The 16,176-nt window shown below is 69.8% G+C and carries 17 protein-coding genes; 11 read left to right on the forward strand and 6 right to left on the reverse strand.

The genetic code is table 11. The features are described 5' to 3' along the window. Positions 1 to 631 (forward strand): hypothetical protein (locus ACFU99_RS10210; RefSeq protein ID WP_384388593.1); only part of this gene is annotated, 631 nt, incomplete at its 5' end. Between the two features lie 53 nt (positions 632 to 684). Here ACFU99_RS10210 and ACFU99_RS10215 read toward each other — a convergent pair. Next, complete coding sequence (locus tag ACFU99_RS10215; protein ID WP_384388640.1) at positions 685 to 2,058, reverse strand: hypothetical protein; 1,374 nt, start codon at positions 2,056 to 2,058, stop codon at positions 685 to 687. A 244-nt stretch (positions 2,059 to 2,302) separates the two neighbouring features. Continuing rightward, positions 2,303 to 2,599 (reverse strand): hypothetical protein, encoded by a 297-nt coding sequence (locus ACFU99_RS10220; RefSeq protein WP_384388596.1) that lies wholly within the window; start codon positions 2,597 to 2,599, stop codon positions 2,303 to 2,305. On the opposite strand from ACFU99_RS10220, the gene ACFU99_RS10225 reads away from it, so the two are divergent. From ACFU99_RS10225 to ACFU99_RS10260, 8 genes are all read left to right on the forward strand, one after another. Next, entirely contained in the window at positions 2,600 to 2,917 is a 318-nt protein-coding gene (locus tag ACFU99_RS10225; protein WP_384388599.1) for a hypothetical protein, read from the forward strand. A gap of 9 nt (positions 2,918 to 2,926) precedes the next feature. Then, the gene (locus ACFU99_RS10230) at positions 2,927 to 3,964 is read left to right on the forward strand and encodes a hypothetical protein (RefSeq protein ID WP_384388602.1); all 1,038 of its coding nucleotides are present in this window, start codon (positions 2,927 to 2,929) and stop codon (positions 3,962 to 3,964) included. A gap of 11 nt (positions 3,965 to 3,975) precedes the next feature. Continuing rightward, positions 3,976 to 4,224, forward strand: a complete 249-nt coding sequence (locus tag ACFU99_RS10235) for a hypothetical protein (protein WP_384388605.1) — start codon at positions 3,976 to 3,978, stop codon at positions 4,222 to 4,224. Between the two features lie 55 nt (positions 4,225 to 4,279). Then, positions 4,280 to 4,735, forward strand: a complete 456-nt coding sequence (locus ACFU99_RS10240; RefSeq protein ID WP_384388608.1) for a Scr1 family TA system antitoxin-like transcriptional regulator — start codon at positions 4,280 to 4,282, stop codon at positions 4,733 to 4,735. A gap of 11 nt (positions 4,736 to 4,746) precedes the next feature. Beyond that, positions 4,747 to 4,947: a DUF397 domain-containing protein gene (locus tag ACFU99_RS10245; protein ID WP_384388611.1), complete on the forward strand. Its 201-nt coding sequence runs from the start codon at positions 4,747 to 4,749 to the stop codon at positions 4,945 to 4,947. 242 nt (positions 4,948 to 5,189) lie between these two features. Then, entirely contained in the window at positions 5,190 to 5,972 is a 783-nt protein-coding gene (locus ACFU99_RS10250; protein ID WP_384388614.1) for a polysaccharide deacetylase family protein, read from the forward strand. 529 nt (positions 5,973 to 6,501) lie between these two features. Next, on the forward strand, positions 6,502 to 7,869 hold the full coding sequence (gene ltrA, locus ACFU99_RS10255) for a group II intron reverse transcriptase/maturase (protein ID WP_384388617.1): 1,368 nt from the start codon (positions 6,502 to 6,504) through the stop codon (positions 7,867 to 7,869). Between the two features lie 105 nt (positions 7,870 to 7,974). After that, on the forward strand, positions 7,975 to 8,499 hold the full coding sequence (locus tag ACFU99_RS10260) for a GNAT family N-acetyltransferase (RefSeq protein WP_384388620.1): 525 nt from the start codon (positions 7,975 to 7,977) through the stop codon (positions 8,497 to 8,499). Positions 8,500 to 8,506: 7 nt separating this feature from the next. Here the strand turns inward: ACFU99_RS10260 and ACFU99_RS10265 are convergent, their stop codons facing one another. The 4 genes from ACFU99_RS10265 to ACFU99_RS10280 all read right to left on the reverse strand — a co-directional run bounded on the left by ACFU99_RS10265 (position 8,507) and on the right by ACFU99_RS10280 (position 13,445). Beyond that, a complete protein-coding gene (locus ACFU99_RS10265; RefSeq protein WP_384388623.1) occupies positions 8,507 to 9,352 on the reverse strand; it encodes an ABC transporter ATP-binding protein in 846 nt (281 codons plus the stop codon). A 190-nt stretch (positions 9,353 to 9,542) separates the two neighbouring features. Then, entirely contained in the window at positions 9,543 to 10,997 is a 1,455-nt protein-coding gene (locus ACFU99_RS10270; RefSeq protein ID WP_384388626.1) for a peptidoglycan D,D-transpeptidase FtsI family protein, read from the reverse strand. After that, positions 10,994 to 12,442 carry an FtsW/RodA/SpoVE family cell cycle protein gene (locus ACFU99_RS10275; protein ID WP_384388629.1) on the reverse strand — a complete coding sequence of 483 codons (1,449 nt, stop codon included), beginning with the start codon at positions 12,440 to 12,442 and terminating at the stop codon, positions 10,994 to 10,996. The genes ACFU99_RS10270 and ACFU99_RS10275 overlap by 4 nt, the downstream gene beginning before the upstream one ends. Before the next feature lie 52 nt (positions 12,443 to 12,494). Further along, positions 12,495 to 13,445: a LysR family transcriptional regulator gene (locus ACFU99_RS10280; RefSeq protein ID WP_384388631.1), complete on the reverse strand. Its 951-nt coding sequence runs from the start codon at positions 13,443 to 13,445 to the stop codon at positions 12,495 to 12,497. A 160-nt stretch (positions 13,446 to 13,605) separates the two neighbouring features. On the opposite strand from ACFU99_RS10280, the gene ACFU99_RS10285 reads away from it, so the two are divergent. Both ACFU99_RS10285 and ACFU99_RS10290 read left to right on the forward strand, forming a co-directional pair. Beyond that, on the forward strand, positions 13,606 to 14,823 hold the full coding sequence (locus ACFU99_RS10285) for an MFS transporter (protein WP_384388634.1): 1,218 nt from the start codon (positions 13,606 to 13,608) through the stop codon (positions 14,821 to 14,823). Then, positions 14,820 to 16,106, forward strand: coding sequence for a cytochrome P450 (locus ACFU99_RS10290; protein ID WP_384388637.1), 1,287 nt, complete (start codon positions 14,820 to 14,822; stop codon positions 16,104 to 16,106). Before ACFU99_RS10285 ends, ACFU99_RS10290 begins: the two co-directional genes overlap by 4 nt. Positions 16,107 to 16,176: the final 70 nt, after the last annotated feature.

Below are 16,176 nucleotides of genomic sequence, written 5' to 3' on the forward strand. Positions count from 1 at the left end.
GGTCCCGTCCGCCTCGCCGACCCCCTTGATGTCCGGTGGCCGCTCGTCGTCCTCGTCTTCGTCCTCTTCCCCCTCGTCTTCGTCCTCCGAATCGCCGTCGGCACAGGCCCCGGCTTCCGCCGAGTACCGGCTGACCGTCCCCAAGTCCCTGGCGGGCGGCGAGTACACCCTGGCCAAGGATCTGACCGGTTCGCTCGACGACAAGCTGGGCGGCAACAACTCGGGCCCCAACGAGCGCAACATGCGCAACGCCGGGGGCCAGTACATGTCCGCGTCCGGCAAGACGCCGACCACACTCGTCTTCTCGGGCATGTACGGGGACATCGCCGATCCGGACGTGGCCGTGGAGAGCATGCTCAAGGGGGTCGGCGAGGCGGACGGGACCAAGGTCACCACGCCCGCCCGGACCGTCACCCCGCCCGGCGCGGACGAGCCGGTGCGCTGCCAGGTGATCAGCCTCAACCGCGCGGGCGCGTCCGGGACCATGCCCGTATGCGCGTGGAGCGACCACAGCACCGTGGCCACCGTCCTGGAGACGAGCGGGGCGGCGGAGGGCGGCGCGCCGGATGTGGAGGCGCTGGCGAAGCGGGCGGCGGCGGTCCGGGACGAGGTCCGCGTCAAGGCGCCGTGAGGGCGTCCGCGCGGTCCGCGCCCCGGTGGCGCGTACGAGCAGGGGTGCGGGTGTCAGGAGCCGAGCGTGAACCAGACGGCCCGTGACTTCTTCCACTCGTCGTGCGGCAGCTCCTTGGCCTCGGTGCCGTCGCCGTACAGGTCGGCGGAGCCGGCGTCCGTGATCACCTGCACCTTGGCGTCGGGCGCGGAGAGGTCGGGGATGTCGACCACGGCCTCCCAGCCGCCGGGGTCGGAGGTCGGCAGGTCGAGCCGCTTGACGGGCTTGTGCCCGGCGACGCCGTCCCAGGCGTAGAGCGCGTACGGCTCGCTGTTGTCCTCGGCGGCCCAGGAGCCGGCCACGATCAGGTACTGGCCGGCGGCGTTGCGGCGGATGTCGCGGACGCTGAGGCCGCCGAGGTCGAGGGTGACGGGCTCGCCGAAGGTGGCATGCACGGCCTTCGCGCCCTTCTTGCCGGCCTTGGCGAGCTTGTCCATGTTGGTGACCGGTACGAGGAGGGCCTTGCCGCCCTTCTTCGGCGGCACCAGCGGGGCGCGGAAGCCGACGTAGGCGGTGCTGGAGCTGCCGGGCGCGAACTCCAGCCCCTCCACGTTGAAGCCGTCGATCTGCTTGGGGGCCTGGCCGTCGGCGGTGCCGTCGGCGAATCCGAAGCGGTCCCCGTGGTCCTGGTCCCACTTGACGAGGTCGTCGCGCAGCCCGTGGTACGAGCCGCCGAGCTTCAGCTCGGTGTCCGCGCCGGAGCCGGTGACGGTGGTGGTGAACAGCGTGGAGCGGTCCGGCTTCGGCTTGCCCTTCTTGCTGTTGCCCATGGACCCGGTCCAGTAGACCGTGTCGCCGACGCGGGTCGCGGCCTCGATGTCGATCTCCGAGTCGACGCCGAGCTTCGAGCTGAAGTCCCAGGTCTTGACCGGCCCGCCGGAGGCGTCGCGGCGGTACATCCGCAGGGTGTTGTTCTCGTCGTCCGCGACGACCATGTACCCGCCGCCGACGTCCACCGCGGCGGAGGAGTCGCTGGCTCCGGTGAGGTACCGGGTGGTGGCGGCGTTGTCGTGCACCGCGCCGGAGGCGGCGTAGTGCAGGGTCGTGGTGGCGCTCTTCCCACCCGCTCCCTCCACCTTCAGCGTGAGGTCGGCGTACCCCTCGCCGCGCGCCTTGACGGCCACCTGTCGGCTGCCGCCGCTGCCGGTGATCTGTACGTCCCCGGCCTTGGCGACCGAGTCGCGGGAACTGTCGGTGGCGCTGACCTTGAGCGGGTCACTGCCGCCGCCGCTCTGGGCGACGGTGACGGTGACGGTGGGGTCGCCCGTGGCGCCGACCGCGCCGGAGAGATAGCCGGTGGACAGCTTGATGCTCGGCTTGCCGGGCGCGGCAGCGGCGGAGGCGGGCAGCGTCAGGGCGGCGGACCCGGCGGTGAGCGCGAGGGCGATGCCGCAGCCGAGGAGCCGCCGGCTGCGGCGTGAGAGCCGCGGGGGGCGGGGGCGCGGGTCGGGGGAGTGCGGGGCGGAGGAGAGCACGGTGGGGGACTGCACGGTGGCGGACAACCTTTCACCTGAACGGACGCCGACACCGTGCCCGGCACCGGCTTGAGATCGAACCATGTGCCACGCGGATCTCAACTGGCAAGACCGTCACGGGAATTGGTCATTGCGTAACCTGCGGTCCACCGCGGGGTCACCGTGGCGAGCGCCGCCGAATACTCGGCGGTTCCGGCGCCTTGTCTATTCGCATTTCCCGGGGCTTGGCGGCAGGTGCGTACGAACGGAACTCCGGGTTACCGTACAGGCGCGGTCGTCCGCCGGGTTCGTCGACGGTGAACGGCTGCTTGCGCAGCGTGATCTGAACGGGGGAATGATGTCTTTTGACGATGAATGGGCGCAGCTCAAAGCCGATGCGCAGGCTGAGCAGGCCGTGGGGACGCGGCTTGACGGCGCCGGTGCTGGTGGCGGTGGCGGAAAGGGAAAGCTGCATGTGACGCCATCCCTGTTGCGCGGCCGTGCGGACAAGGCGGAGAACGAAGCGTCGAAGGAATTCAAGGACGCACACAAAGATGTGCTGACGAAGACGGGGGAGATACCCGGGTCCCTTAAGGGATTCTCCTGCGACGGCGCTTTCTCGGATTTCATCGACTCGTGGGAAAAGGGTGCGAAGTACGTGGCCGGGCAGATCGGCAAGGAGGGGCTGGGCGGGGCGCTGCGTTCGGCCGCGGATTCCTTCGAGACCGAGGACCACGAACGTAAGCGAAGTTTCGAGAAGAAGTACACGTACAAGCCCGGCGACGTCATCTGAGGGGGCGGCATGTCAGTGAGTTATACGGACCTGAAGTCCGTCAACCTGGAGAAGCTCGCCTCGGCCGTCGAAGCGTGGTCGCACCTGCCCAAGCGCGTGCACAGCGCCGCGAGGACCTTCGACACGCAGGTGGCGAAGGGGCTGGAGCGGTCGGACTGGGAAGGGGACACGGCACAGGCCGCGTTCACCACCATCCGGGGGCTCGGGTACCAGCTCGACAACGCGGAGAACGAGGCCGGCAGCGTCCATAAGTTCTTCGGCAACTGCCTCAAGTCGTTCCGCGCGGCGAAGAAAGGGCTGACCGACATCACGGAGGAGCTGGCGGGCCACGAGCACCTCTCGGTCAAGTCGAGCGACGGTTCTGTCTACGTGGACGCGGGCAAGGTGAAACCGGACGAGCTCGCCGAGCTCAAGAAGGCTTACCAGCCCACCATCGAGGCGTATAAGAACCGTACCCAGCAGGCTCTTGAGGACGCCGACAAGACGGACTCCACGCTGCGGTGGGCGCTGCGGGACATGAAGCACAGTTACGACATCGGGTTTCTGCCGACGGTGCCGGTCAGTTTGGCCGAGGCGCGGAGCATGCGGAAGGAGCGCGGGCAGCAGAGCGACAAGAAGATCTCGCTCAAGGAGATGTCCGACAAAGAGATCCAGTCGAAGATCGACCATGCGGCGGACGGCAAGTTCGGAAATACCACCATCAAGCCGGTCGCGGAATTCCTCAGCTACCGCGCATGGCTCAACAGCGCGGACAGCGTGCAGAAGGGCGACTGGGCCAGCGCCAAGTCGTACTTCATCGACGGCACACCGGCGTACGCGGCGGGCATGGAAGCCTCGTTGATGGAGATGTCCGGCGGCGGCGGCCGACACCGCAAACCGACCCTCATGAACAAGGCGGGCTCGTTCGGCGGCAAGGTCTTCGGCGTCCCCGCCGGCATCGTCGCCACCGGCCTGGACTTCTACTACACCCCGGCCCAACACGCCTCCGAAGGCCCCGACGCCAAGATCATGGCCCCCAAGGACCCGGGCCGAGTCCACTGGAAGTAAGGCACACCCCCATGGGACAACGAGGCGTACCCCGCCAAGGCCCGCACCCCGACCGCCGCCCCACCACGCGGGCCCTGGCCGGCAACAACCGGACCTTGGTTCTGGGCGTGCTCGGAGCGGTCGGCGGAATCGCGGGCAGCATCAACGCCATTTCCGACGGCGCCGGGGTTCTGCACATCCTGGCGCTCGCAGGAATCGGCGTACTGGGCCTGGCCCTGGCCATCGCGTACGTCATCGCCTACTCCAAACGCCCCCGCTGACAATCGCCTCCGGCGGTGGGAGGGGTGTTGCTGGGTGGGGCGGTATTCGGTGTGGGTGGGTGCGAGACGAAACCCGCACCCGGCCGGGCGCAGTGCCGCCCCACGCGGCAGCACCCAGCCCCGGCCCCACCGGCAGACAGCGAACCCGCCCCCAACTCGGTCGCCGCCCCCGCTGCGGGCCCACGGGGGGCCGAGTCGGGCGGGCGGTGGGCGGCACCGCGGACCGGGGTCACCCGAGGGGATCTTCCCTTTCGAACGCGGCGCCTACGCCGCGTTCAGCCGTCCCTTCGTGCTCTTCGGGGGCGGAACCCCCGAGCTGGACACCGTCTATCTGGAACACCCGCTGAAGACCGTATTCCTGGGGGACAGCGAGGCCAACGACGAATACGGCAAGATGTTTGAACGGCTCGCTTCCCTGGCGCTTGCCCCGGTCGATCCCGAGGCTCCGCCCGAGTCTCATGACGGCCGGGACTCGCTCAGCCTGATCCAACACGTCATGTACGAACTGTAATAGGGAGTCCGATGTCCGATCTGACCTGGCAGAAGTCCTCATTCAGCGGCGGAGGGAACGGCGAGTGCGTCGAGGTCGCCGCCGCCCCCGGCGGGGCAGTCCGTCTCAGGGAGAGCGACCGGCCCGGTGCCGTCGTCTCCGTGCCCGCGGCCGGGCTGCGGGGACTGGTCCGGCAGCTGAAGGCAGGGGAGTTCGGCAGCGGGTCGGGGTGACGGAGGGCGGCCGGAGCCGGAGGGTTCGGCAGGGGCGGGGTCGAGGGCGAAAGCTTTCGGCCCCGCCCCTTTGTCATGGGGGCAATATGACCTGGCAGGCAACCCCCGCCGGGTGACTCGTCACACACGCGAATCATTGGAACCAATATCACCGCCCAGGGCATCTTGGGGAGAAGTAAAGGGGAGCCGTACCGCGTTCAGTCCTGCCGAACTGAGACGCACAGAGGGAGTGGGACGTTCTCATGGCACGACTGACCGCCGGTCGGCGGCGCGTTGCGATGGCTGTTGCCGCGGCCGTGGTGGCGACCGCGGGTATCACCGGGACGGTGGCTGTGGTCGAGCACAGCTCCGGGGGTGACAAGGGACAGCAGCAGGTGCGGCAGGAGGACCCGGCCGCGAAGCCGACGCCGCAGAAGAAGATACCGCTCGACATCGTGCACGCCACGGAGAGCGGCGGCAAGGCCGTCAACATCACGATCGACGACGGACCCGACCCCATATGGACGCCCAAGGTCCTCGAACTGCTCAAGCAGAACGGCGTGAAGGCCACGTTCTGCATGATCGGGCCGCAGGCCAAGGAGCACCCCGAGCTCGTCAAGAAGGTCGTGGCCGCCGGGCACCGGCTCTGTGACCACACCATCGACCACAACACAGCCATGGACCACCGGTCCGTCGACTACCAGAAGCAGCAGATCCTCGACGCCCAGCAGATGATCGAGGGCGCGGCGGGCGGCGCGAAGGTGCAGTACTACCGGGCGCCCGGCGGAGCCTTCACCCCCGACAGCCGCAAGATCGCGGCAGCGCACGGCATGCGGCCCCTCGGCTGGAACATCGACACCAAGGACTTCGAGCACCCCGGCGTGCAGGGCATCATCAGCACCGTCAAACAAGAGCTGTCGAACGGGCCCACCATCCTCTTCCACGACGGCGGCGGCGAGCGCAGCGAGACCGTGGCCGCGCTCGGCGAGCTGCTGCCCTGGCTCAAGGAACAGGGCTACGGGTTCAGTTTCCCCCAGGTTTACTAAGAGCTGTTGACTAACATCTGATCATGTTGCGTCCTGAAAGCTGGTCCAGGCTCGCGGGTGGAAGTCCCGTCCGGGTAGGCACCGGAGTGCCCGGTAGCAGGTCCCGGTTCGACGTGGAGACGCGGCGGGCTGAGCGGGATGTCAAAAGCCTCTTCGGAGGAAGCAAGCACGTGGGCCGTAGCATCAAGCGAACCTTGCAGCCTCGTCAGATTAAAAGCGGAGAAGCCGAGCCCCTCATGTCAGGGCGAAGGCCACGTCCCGGGGGCCCTGTTCCGGGGTCAGCCCTCGGGGTTCTCCCGGGGTACGGAGGGCGGCACGTGTGCACAGTCTGGGCCGGAACAGGAGAGACCCGTCTGACCACGCCTTTCGTCGGGCAAGAGACCGGACGTATAAGCCGATGGTGAAGTCGTCCGGAGGGCAGCGGGAGTCCGAGGGGGCCGTAGTACCGCTGATCGGCGTGCAACACAACGCGCCGGGAGGGAAGGGCCCCCACTTTGATCACGTTCGTGGCGGAGGTAAGCGCGAGGGCATGGCCGGAGAGAGACCGGTCAACTACCCCGGCGGGGATTCCCCTGTCGTAGTGGACGGGCGTGCGTCCGTCCTGAAAGTGCGAAGACTTCAACGCGCGCTATGGACTGCGGCCAAGCAGTCGTCGGAGCGGCGTTTCCATGCCCTGTACGACCGTATCCACCGGGGTGACGTCCTGTGGGAGGCATGGGAACGGGTCCGCGCCAACAGAGGGAGCGCTGGGGTGGATCGAGTCACCCTGGAGTTCGTGGAGAACCAGTACGGGGTTGGCCGGATGCTCGGCGAACTCCAGCAGGCTCTTCAAGCAGGTACGTATCGTCCCGCGCCGGCCAGGCGTGTGGTCATCCCGAAACCACAGGGTGGCAAGCGGCCGCTGGGTATCCCCACGGTGCGTGACAGAGTGGCCCAGCAGGCGGCGAAGATCGTCCTGGAGCCGGTGTTCGAGGCGGATTTCCTGCCGTCCTCGTACGGATATCGGCCCAAGCGATCGGCGTTGCAGGCGATGGAGCGTCTACGGACGGGCTTCATCGAGGGCCGTTGCGTGGTCGTGGAGTTCGACATCCGCAACTTCTTCGGCGAGATCGACCATGGTCGGCTGCTTGCGGAAGTGGGTCGACGGGTGTCGGACCGAAGGGTGCTCAAGCTGCTGCGGCTGTGGCTCCAGGCCGGTGTGATGGTGGACGGGGAAGTCCGGCGGACGGTCGCTGGGACTCCGCAGGGCGGGGTGATCTCACCCTTGCTGGCCAACATCTACCTGCACGTCCTGGACACCGAGTTCGCTGAGCGCGGTGTCGGCGAACTGGTCCGGTACGCGGACGATGGGGTCGTCCTGTGCCGGTCGGTGAGCAATGCCAGGAAGGCCCTGGAGGTGGTCGGGGAGGTTCTCGGCGAGCTGGGGCTGGAGCTGCACCCGGACAAGACGAAGGTGGTTGACCTCAGAGAGGGCCGGGAAGGACTCGACTTCCTCGGCTGCCACTTCAGAGCCCGCTTCTCGGGCAAGATGTGGGAGAAGTACCGCAAGGTGCGCTTCTACCTGCATCGATGGCCCTCGCAAGCGGCGATGAAGCGACTCCGGGACAAGGTTCACGAACGGACCGACCGCCGTCGGACGGGAACGGATATCCGCGACGTGATCGCGGAGTTGAATCCGATCCTGCGCGGCTGGGGCAACTACTTCCGAACCGGGAACGCCGCCAGGAAGTTCATCCAGGTCGACACCTATGTGGTGTGGCGTCTTCGTGGACTCATGGTGAGGAAACGGGGCCGCAACCTACGGGCGGGCCAGACCGAGGTGTGGACGCAAGAGTGGTTCAACGGGCACGGCCTGCACCGCCTCCGTGGCACGATCCGCTATCCGAAGGCTACGTAACCCTGTCAAGAAGATCATCGGTAAGCCGCGTGCGGGAAAACCGCACGCACGGATTGAAAGGGGACGGAGGAACCGGGCCCAAGGGCACCGCGCCTCCAACTACCAATGGAGACCTTCCGTATCCGGCCCTGTGCCGCCGATGACCTGCCCGTTCTCCAGGACATCGAACGGGCCGGCGGGCTCGCCTTCCACGACATCGGCATGCCCGAGATCGCCGACGACGCGCCGCCCTCCCTCGCCGACCTCGCCCGGTATCAGCAGGACGGGCGGGCCTGGGTGGCGCTCGACGCGCTCGACGGCGAGCAGCGGCCCCGCGCCTATCTCCTCGCCGACATCGTCGACGGCGCCGCCCACATCGAGCAGGTGACGGTCCATCCGGACCTCGCCCGCCGCGGCGTCGGGCGCGCCCTGATCGAACACCTCGCCCAGTGGGCGGTCGGGCGCGGGCTGCACGCGCTGACCCTGACCACCTTCACCGAGGTCCCCTGGAACGCGCCGTACTACGAGCGGTGCGGCTTCCGGGTCCTCGCCGACGACGAGCTGACGCCCGGTCTGCGCGAGATCCGGCGCCACGAGGCCGAGCTCGGGCTCGACCGGTGGCCCCGGATCTGTATGCGCCGCGAGCTGTAGCGACCAGCTAGCGCACCGCTGCCCCCGACCTCGCCAGCCAGCGGCCCTCATGCCGCGTCACCTCGATCGACCGGCCGAAGCAGCCCGTCATCCGCTCCGCCGTCAGCACCTCCTCCACCGGGCCCCGCGCCTGCACCCGCCCCTCGCGGAGCAGCAGCGCGTGGCCGATGCTCGGGGAAAGCTCCTCCAGGTGGTGGGTGACGGTGACCGTCGCCAGTCCGGGGCGGCTCGCGGCCAGGCGGTGCATGGTGTCGATGAGGTCTTCGCGGGAGGGCAGGTCGAGCGCGTTGAACGGCTCGTCCAGGAGGAGCAGCGCGGGGTCGGCCATCAGCGCGCGGGCGATGAGGACGCGGGCGCGCTGGCCGCCGGAGCAGACGCCGTACGGGCGGTCGGCCAGCTCCTTGCAGTCCAGCTCGGCCAGCAGTTCGTGGGCGCGCTCGCGCACCGCGTCGTCGTACTTCCCCCACAGCGGCTGCACGGTCCCGGTCGCGCCCGTCAGCACCACCGTGTGCCCGGTCGCGTCCAGCGGGACCTTCTGTGCGGAGGAGACCAGGCCGATCAGGGCCCGCAGCTCGCGCATGTCCACGCGGCCGAGCCGGTGGCCGAGGACCTCCACGGAACCCGTGGTGGGGTGCATGGTGGCGCCGATGAGCTTGAGGATCGTGGTCTTCCCGGCGCCGTTCGCGCCGAGGAGCGCCCAGTGCTCCCCGGACCGTACGGTCCAGTCGATCTCGTCGAGGATGATCTGGCCCGTGGCGAAGCGCCGGACGCCGACGCCGTCCAAGGCCGCCACCACCCGGCCGGGCTGCCCTGCCTCGACGCTCTGATCACTGCTCGTACCCGGCGCACTCATCGCACTGCCTCCTCGCACGTCTCGCACTTCTGGCACTTCTGGCACTTCTGGCACCTCTGGCACCTCTGGCACCTCTGGTGCCTCTGGCACTTCTCGCGCCTATACTGCCGTGCCACCGGAGGCTAGCTGCACCCTGCACCTTTTCGCGGGCCCGTCCGATCCGTGGACCCCGGCCCCGCACCGGAAAGCCTCACCGCTTCAGCACCGCCTCCATCACCGACTTCGCGATCGGCGCCGCGCTCCCGCCCCCGCTGATGTCGGCGCGGTTCGCGGCCGCGTCCTCGACCACCACCGCCACGGCCACCGCCGGCTCGTCCCCCTCGGCCTTGGCCCAGGAGATGAACCAGGCGTACGGGGTGCCCTTGTTGTCCACGCCGTGCTGCGCGGTGCCGGTCTTGCCGCCGACGGTGACGCCGTCGATCGCGGCGTTGGTGCCGGTGCCCTTGGTGACGACGTCGACCATGAGTTTCTGGAGGGTGTCGGCGGTGCCGGGGCTCATCGCGCGGTGCAGGGTCCCCGGACTGGTGGTGGAGATGGTGTCGCCGTCGTTCGTGGTGATCTTGTCCACCAGGTACGGCTTCTTGACCTCGCCGCCGGAGGCGACCGCCGCCGAGACCATCGCCATCTGGAGCGGGGTCGCCGCGGTGTCGTACTGGCCGATGGCGGAGAGCGCGACCTGCGAGTCGTTCATCTCGCTGTCGAAATTGCTCCGCACCACGGCCGACGGGATGCGCAGCCCGCCGTCGTTGAAGCCGAAGCCGCGGGCCGTCTCCACCATGCCGTCGAGCCCGACGTCCACGCCGAGGTGGGCGAAGACGGTGTTGCAGGAGACCTCGAAGGCACGGGTCAGCGTCGCGTTCTCGCAGCCCTCCGCCTCGTTCGTCAGCTTGGTGGCGGTACCGGGCAGGGTGTACGGGCTCGGGGTGTCCGTCTTCGCGTCCGGGTCGTCCACCGTGCCGTGCTCCAGGGCCGCGGCGGCGGTGACGACCTTGAAGGTGGAGCCGGGCGGGTAGAGCTGCTTGAGCGCCCGGTTCAGCATCGGTTGGGCGTCGGCCTTGTTGAGCCGCGTCCAGTCGCGGACCGCCGCCGAGCCGGTGCCGGAGAGCCCGTTCGGGTCGTACGAGGGGGTGGAGGCCAGCGCGAGCACCTTGCCCGTGCCCGGCTCGATGGCCGCGACCGCGCCTCGCTTGCCGCCCAGTCCGTCGAACGCGGCTTGCTGCGCTGCCGAGTTGATCGTGGTGTGCACGTTGCCGCCGGGCTGTTGCCCGCGCGTGATCTCGTTCCAGAACGGCAGCGGCGCGAGGCGCGAGTCGGTGCCGGAGAGCACGTCGTCCTCGGCGTTCTCCAGAAGCGAGGTGCCGTACGTCTGCGAGGCGTAGCCGGTCACCGGCGCGTACAACGGGCCCTGCCGGTAGGTGCGTTCGTACCGGAGCTGCTGGCCGCTGTCCTTGGAGCCGGTCACCGGCTTCCCGCCGATGAGGATGTCGCCGCGCTGCTGGCTGTAACGGGCGATGGTCGGGCGGCGGTTGGCCTGGTTCTTGTCGTAGTCGTCGGCCTTGAAGACCTGGATACGGCCGGCGTTCAGGAGCAGCGCCACCAGCAGGAGCAGGCAGAAGGCCGCTGCGCGCCGGATGTAGCGGATCACCTGTCGTCCTCCTCCGGACCGTACGGGTCGTCCAGGCTGTCCAGGTCGTTCAGTTCGCGCGGGGGGCCCGAGCCCGGTGCGGCGGCCGGTGCGATCACGCCCGTCGCCGTCGTCGTCGGGTGCGGTCTGCGCGCGCTGTCGCTGATCTTCATCAGCAGCGCGATGATGATCCAGTTGGTGACGACCGACGAGCCGCCTTGCGCGAGGAACGGCATCGCCATCCCGGTCAGCGGGATCAGGTCCATCACGCCGCCCGCGATCACGAAGACCTGGAGCGCGAGGATGGAGGCCAGGCCGATGGCGAGCAGCCGGCCGAAGGGGTCGCGCAGCGCCAGCCCGGCGCGGTAGCCGCGGGCCACCAGGAACGCGTACAGCAGGAACACGACGGTCAGGCCCGTCAGCCCCAACTCCTCGCCGACGGTGGCCAGGATGAAGTCCGACTTCATCGCGAAGCCGATCAGATACGAGTGGCCCAGGCCCAGGCCCGTGCCGAGGATGCCGCCCGCGGCGAAGGCGAAGAGGGACTGGGCGAGCTGGGAGGCGCCCTTGCCCGCGTCGATGGAGGCGAAGGGGTGCAGCCAGTCCTCCACGCGGCTGTGCACATGCGGCTCCAGGGAGCCGACGGCCACCGCGCCGACCGCGCACAGCAGCAGGCCGACGGCGATCCAGCCGGTGCGGCCGGTGGCCACGTACAGCATCACGACGAAGAGGCCGAAGAAGAGCAGCGAGGTGCCGAGGTCCCGTTCCAGTACGAGCACGCCGACGCTGGCCAGCCAAATCGCGACGACGGGGCCGAGCACCCGGCCGGTGGGCAGCTGGAGGCGGCGGATCTTGCGGCCGGTGTAGGCGAGGGCGTGCCGGTTGGCCGAAAGATAGGCGGCGAAGAAGACCGCGAGCAGGATCTTGGCGAACTCGCCGGGCTGGATGGAGAACGGGCCTATCCGGATCCAGATCTTGGCGCCGTTGATGGCCGGGAAGCCGATCGGCACGACCATCAGGACGAGCGCGGCGACGACGAAGAGATAGGCGTAGCGCTGGAGCAGCCGGTGGTCGCGGAGGAAGAGGACGACCGCGATGAACAGGGCGACGCCCAGCGTGGACCAGATGAGCTGGGTGGGCGCGGCCTGGTTCTTCGGGGTCTGGAGGTCGAGCCGGTAGATGAGGACCAGGCCGATGCCGTTGAGCAGGACGGCGATGGGCAGCAGCAGCGGATCGGCGTACGGGGTGCGCAGCCGGACCACGAGATGCGCGAGGAGGGCGAGGACGCCGAGGCCCGCGCCGTAGCTCGCGGCGTCCTTGGGGACCGTGTCCTCGGCGGCCAGTCCCACGGCGATGTAGCCGTAGACCGAGACCAGCACGGCCCCGACGAGGAGGACCAGCTCGGTGCCCCGGCGTTTGGGGAGCCGGAGCAGGGGAGGGGGAGCGTCTGCCGGCGTTGCGCTCATGGGCTGCAACCTAGCAAGTTATGCGACTTATGTCCCTTATGGATGTTGTTAATCAGCCCGCATGTTCCCTCGCGGGCGGCGGGGCTGAGAGGGCGTCACCCCGTGCCACACCCCGTGCCACGCCCGTCGCCACCGCCCGGTTGAACGCCCGTACCCGCTCCGTCTCCGCCTGGCGCGGCCACACCACGCACAGCGTCGACGGCGGCAGCCCCGTGACCGGCACGAAGACGATGTCCCGCCGCCCGTAGTACGCCGCCGTCGGCGCGCAGAACACCATCGCGCCGCGCTCCGCCGCGACCGCGAGCAGCGCCTCCTGATTCGTACGGACCAGGGGGCCGCGCGGGATCGGGAGGCCGCCGGGGGTGGCCGGGGGCGCCATGAACTCCAGCCAGTACGCGGGCGCGGGGCCCGCGATCCCGAGCAGCGGGCCGCCCGCCAGCTCCTCCGCGCCGATCGACGCCCGGCGCGCGAACGGGTGGCGTACGGACACGGCCAGCGTCTGCGACTCCGGGGGGAACACCGCGCCGACGACCAGATCCGGCTCCGCCACCGGCATCAGCACGATCGCCGCGTCCACCTCGCCGCGCCGCACCGCCCCGAACGGGTCGCCCAGGGCCACCTCCACGATCTCCACCTCGCAGTCGGGGTGCAGCGCGCGGAACGCCCGTACGGCCCCGGTGACCTGCTCGTCCACATTGCCCTGGAAGCCGACGCGCATGACGCCGGTCAGGCCGCGCGCCGCGGCGCGGGCACTCTCGACGGCGCCGCGCAGCGTGTCGTACGCCGGGCGCAGCTCCGCCAGGAAGCGGGCGCCGAGCGGGGTCAGCGCGACCCGGCGGCTGGTGCGGTCCAGCAGCCGCGCCCCGATGCGGGCCTCCAGCGAGCGCAGGAGCTGGCTGACCCGGCCCTGGGACACGTACAGCCGCTCCGCCGCGCGCCCGAAGTGCAGCTCTTCGCTCAGCGCGAGAAAGCACTCCAGCTCCCGCATCTCCAGCCCGCTCACGCGCTACCGCCCCATCGGTCCCGTCAGACCCATCGGCCCCGTCAAGCCCGTCAGGCCCATCAGTCCTGTCGGTCCTGTCGGTCCCATCGATTAGCCCACCTCATCCAAGGATGAGCCCTTCACTGTTGTTCCCGCCGCCGCTCGGGAAAAGGCTTGGGACATGTCACGCACCACCGAAGAACTCCCCGCCGCCCCGGCCACGGCCACCCGCCGCGGCTGGCTCGCGGTCTACGCCGTCGCGGTCGCCACCTTCGCGGACGTCACGAGCGAGATGCTGCCCATCGGCCTGCTCACCCCCATCGGCACGTCGATGCACGTCACGGACGGAGTAGCCGGCCTGGTCGTGACCGTGCCCGGCATCGTGGCCGCCGTCTCGGCCCCCGCCGTCACCCTCGGCTGCGCCCGCGTGGAGCGGCGGCTGCTGCTGTGCGCGCTCATCGCGCTGCTGCTCGTCGCCAACGCCGTCTCCGCCCTCGCCCCGAACTTCGCGGTGCTGCTCGCCGCCCGCGTCCTGGTCGGCGTCAGCATCGGCGGCGTCTGGTCGATCGTGGCCAGCCTGGTCGTACGGCTGGTGCCGGAGCGGAACGCGGGCACCGCCACCTCGCTCGCGTTCAGCGGCATCGCCGTCGCCTCCGTGCTCGGCGTCCCGGCCGGCACCCAGCTCGGCGAGATCGCCGACTGGCGCGCCGGATTCACCGCCATGGCCGCCCTGTCCGCGCTGGTGCTGGCCGCGCTGTGGCTGACCATGCCCCGGCTCCCGGTGACCCGGCCCGCGCGCCTGGACGACGTGCCCGCGCTGCTCCGCGACACGCGCGTACGCGGCACCCTCGTCGTCACGCTCTCCCTCGTCACCGGCCACTTCGCGGCCTACACCTACATCCGGCCGGTGCTCGAAGACGTCTCCGGCATCACCCCGACCCTCATCAGCGCGCTCCTCCTCGGATACGGGCTCGCCGGCGTGGCCAGCAACTTCCTGGCCGGCGCCACGGCCACCCGCGACCCGCGCCGGACGCTGCTGGCCCTCACCGGACTGCTGGCCGCGTCGATACTGCTCGCGCCCGTGATCGGCCGTACGGTGCCGGGGGCGATCGCCCTCGTCGTGGCCTGGGGCCTGGGCTACGGCGGGGTCTCCGTCACCGCCCAGACCTGGCTGCTGGCCCTCGCCCCGCAGGCCCGCGAATCGGCGTCGTCCCTCTTCGTCGCCGTCTTCAACGCGGCCATCGCGCTGGGGGCGCTCGTCGGCGGCCGGGTGCTCGACGCCTTCTCGCTGACCGCCGTGCTGTGGTGCGGTGGCGCACTCGCGGCCCTCGCCCTCCTGGCGATGAGCCTGTCCGCCGGGGCGCGAAGGGGGCGGGACCGGGCAGTATTGCGCGCATGATGAACATTCGTACGCGTGTCAGCTCCTGGCTGACGCGTCGGTTTCTGGCAAATGTCCGCAAGGGTGGTTTTGATCTGTCCAAGGCGGGGCTCCTCCCCGAGTCCACGCTGATGCCGCTGCGCCGTACCGGCATGGACCCGGTGCCCGAGCTGGGCGCTATGCGGGAAAAGTCCCCGATCGCGAAGCTCTCCGTGCCGCTCAGCATGAATGTGTGGCTGGTCACGGGGTACGACGAGGCGCGCACCGTGCTCGGCCAGACCAATGGCTTCAGCAACGACTTCTCCAACCTCGTCGGCAACGCCGGCGTCACCGAGAACCACAACCCCGGCGGCCTCGGCTTCAGCGACCCGCCCGTCCACTCCCGGCTGCGCCGCCTGCTGACCCCCGAATTCACCATGCGGCGGCTCAGCAGGCTCACCCCGCGCATCCACGACCTCGTCGAGGAGCGGCTCGACGAGATGGAGGCGCTGGGGAAGGACGGCGACCCGGTCGACCTCGTCCAGGCGTTCGCGATGCCGATCCCCTCGCTGGTCATCTGCGAACTGCTCGGCGTCCCGTACGAGGACCGCGAGGAGTTCCAGCGGCTCGGCACCACCCGCTTCGACCTCTTCGCGGGGGCCGACGCCTCGCTCGGCGCGATATCCGAGTCGCTCTCCTACCTGCGCGACATCGTCAAGAAGCAGCGCGAGAACCCCGGCGACGGGCTGCTCGGCATGCTGGTCAAGGAGCACGGCGACGACATCGACGACGAGGAGCTCGCGGGCCTCGCCGACGGCGTGCTGACGGGCGGCCTGGAGACCACCGCCAGCATGCTCGCCCTCGGCACGCTCGTCTTCCTCCAGAACCCGGAGCACCTGGTCGCTCTCCGCGACGACGACGCGGCCGTCGATCCCTTCGTGGAGGAGCTGCTGCGGTACCTGACGGTGGTTCAGGTGGCGTTCCCGCGCTTCGCGCGCGAGGACATGGAGATCGCGGGGGAACAGATATCCGCCGGGGACGTCGTACTGTGCTCGCTGAGCGGCGCCGACCGGGACTCCTCCCTCGGCTCCCACATGGACACCTTCGACCCCAGCCGCCCCGCCGCCTCCTCGCACCTGGCCTTCGGCCACGGCATCCACCGCTGCATCGGCGCCGAGCTGGCCCGCATGGAACTCCGCGCCGCCTATCCGGCGCTGCTGCGCCGGTTCCCGGGCCTGAGGCTGGCCGTACCGGAGGAGGAACTCTCCTTCCGCAAGTACTCGGCGGTCTTCGGGATGGACTCGCTGCCGGTGCATCTGAGCTGACGGCCGGCTGCGCCAGGCGGGGCCGGGCCCCGTACGGGCGCGGCGGCGCGGGGCCTCGGAGCCGGGAGGG

The sequence above is a fragment of the Streptomyces sp. NPDC057654 genome (assembly GCF_042800135.1).
In the GTDB taxonomy this organism is placed as follows: domain Bacteria; phylum Actinomycetota; class Actinomycetes; order Streptomycetales; family Streptomycetaceae; genus Streptomyces.

Excerpts from the sequence above, each read along its gene's own strand:
- ACFU99_RS10220 (WP_384388596.1), bottom strand. The coding sequence starts at position 2,599 with ATGCAGCTTTCCCTTTCCGCCACCGCCACCAGCACCGGCGCCGTCAAG.
- ACFU99_RS10230 (WP_384388602.1), top strand. The coding sequence starts at position 2,927 with ATGTCAGTGAGTTATACGGACCTGAAGTCCGTCAACCTGGAGAAGCTC.
- ACFU99_RS10235 (WP_384388605.1), top strand. The coding sequence starts at position 3,976 with ATGGGACAACGAGGCGTACCCCGCCAAGGCCCGCACCCCGACCGCCGC.
- ACFU99_RS10245 (WP_384388611.1), top strand. The coding sequence starts at position 4,747 with ATGTCCGATCTGACCTGGCAGAAGTCCTCATTCAGCGGCGGAGGGAAC.
- ACFU99_RS10250 (WP_384388614.1), top strand. The coding sequence starts at position 5,190 with ATGGCACGACTGACCGCCGGTCGGCGGCGCGTTGCGATGGCTGTTGCC.
- ltrA (WP_384388617.1), top strand. The coding sequence starts at position 6,502 with ATGGCCGGAGAGAGACCGGTCAACTACCCCGGCGGGGATTCCCCTGTC.
- ACFU99_RS10260 (WP_384388620.1), top strand. The coding sequence starts at position 7,975 with ATGGAGACCTTCCGTATCCGGCCCTGTGCCGCCGATGACCTGCCCGTT.
- ACFU99_RS10265 (WP_384388623.1), bottom strand. The coding sequence starts at position 9,352 with ATGAGTGCGCCGGGTACGAGCAGTGATCAGAGCGTCGAGGCAGGGCAG.
- ACFU99_RS10275 (WP_384388629.1), bottom strand. The coding sequence starts at position 12,442 with ATGAGCGCAACGCCGGCAGACGCTCCCCCTCCCCTGCTCCGGCTCCCC.
- ACFU99_RS10285 (WP_384388634.1), top strand. The coding sequence starts at position 13,606 with ATGTCACGCACCACCGAAGAACTCCCCGCCGCCCCGGCCACGGCCACC.
- ACFU99_RS10290 (WP_384388637.1), top strand. The coding sequence starts at position 14,820 with ATGATGAACATTCGTACGCGTGTCAGCTCCTGGCTGACGCGTCGGTTT.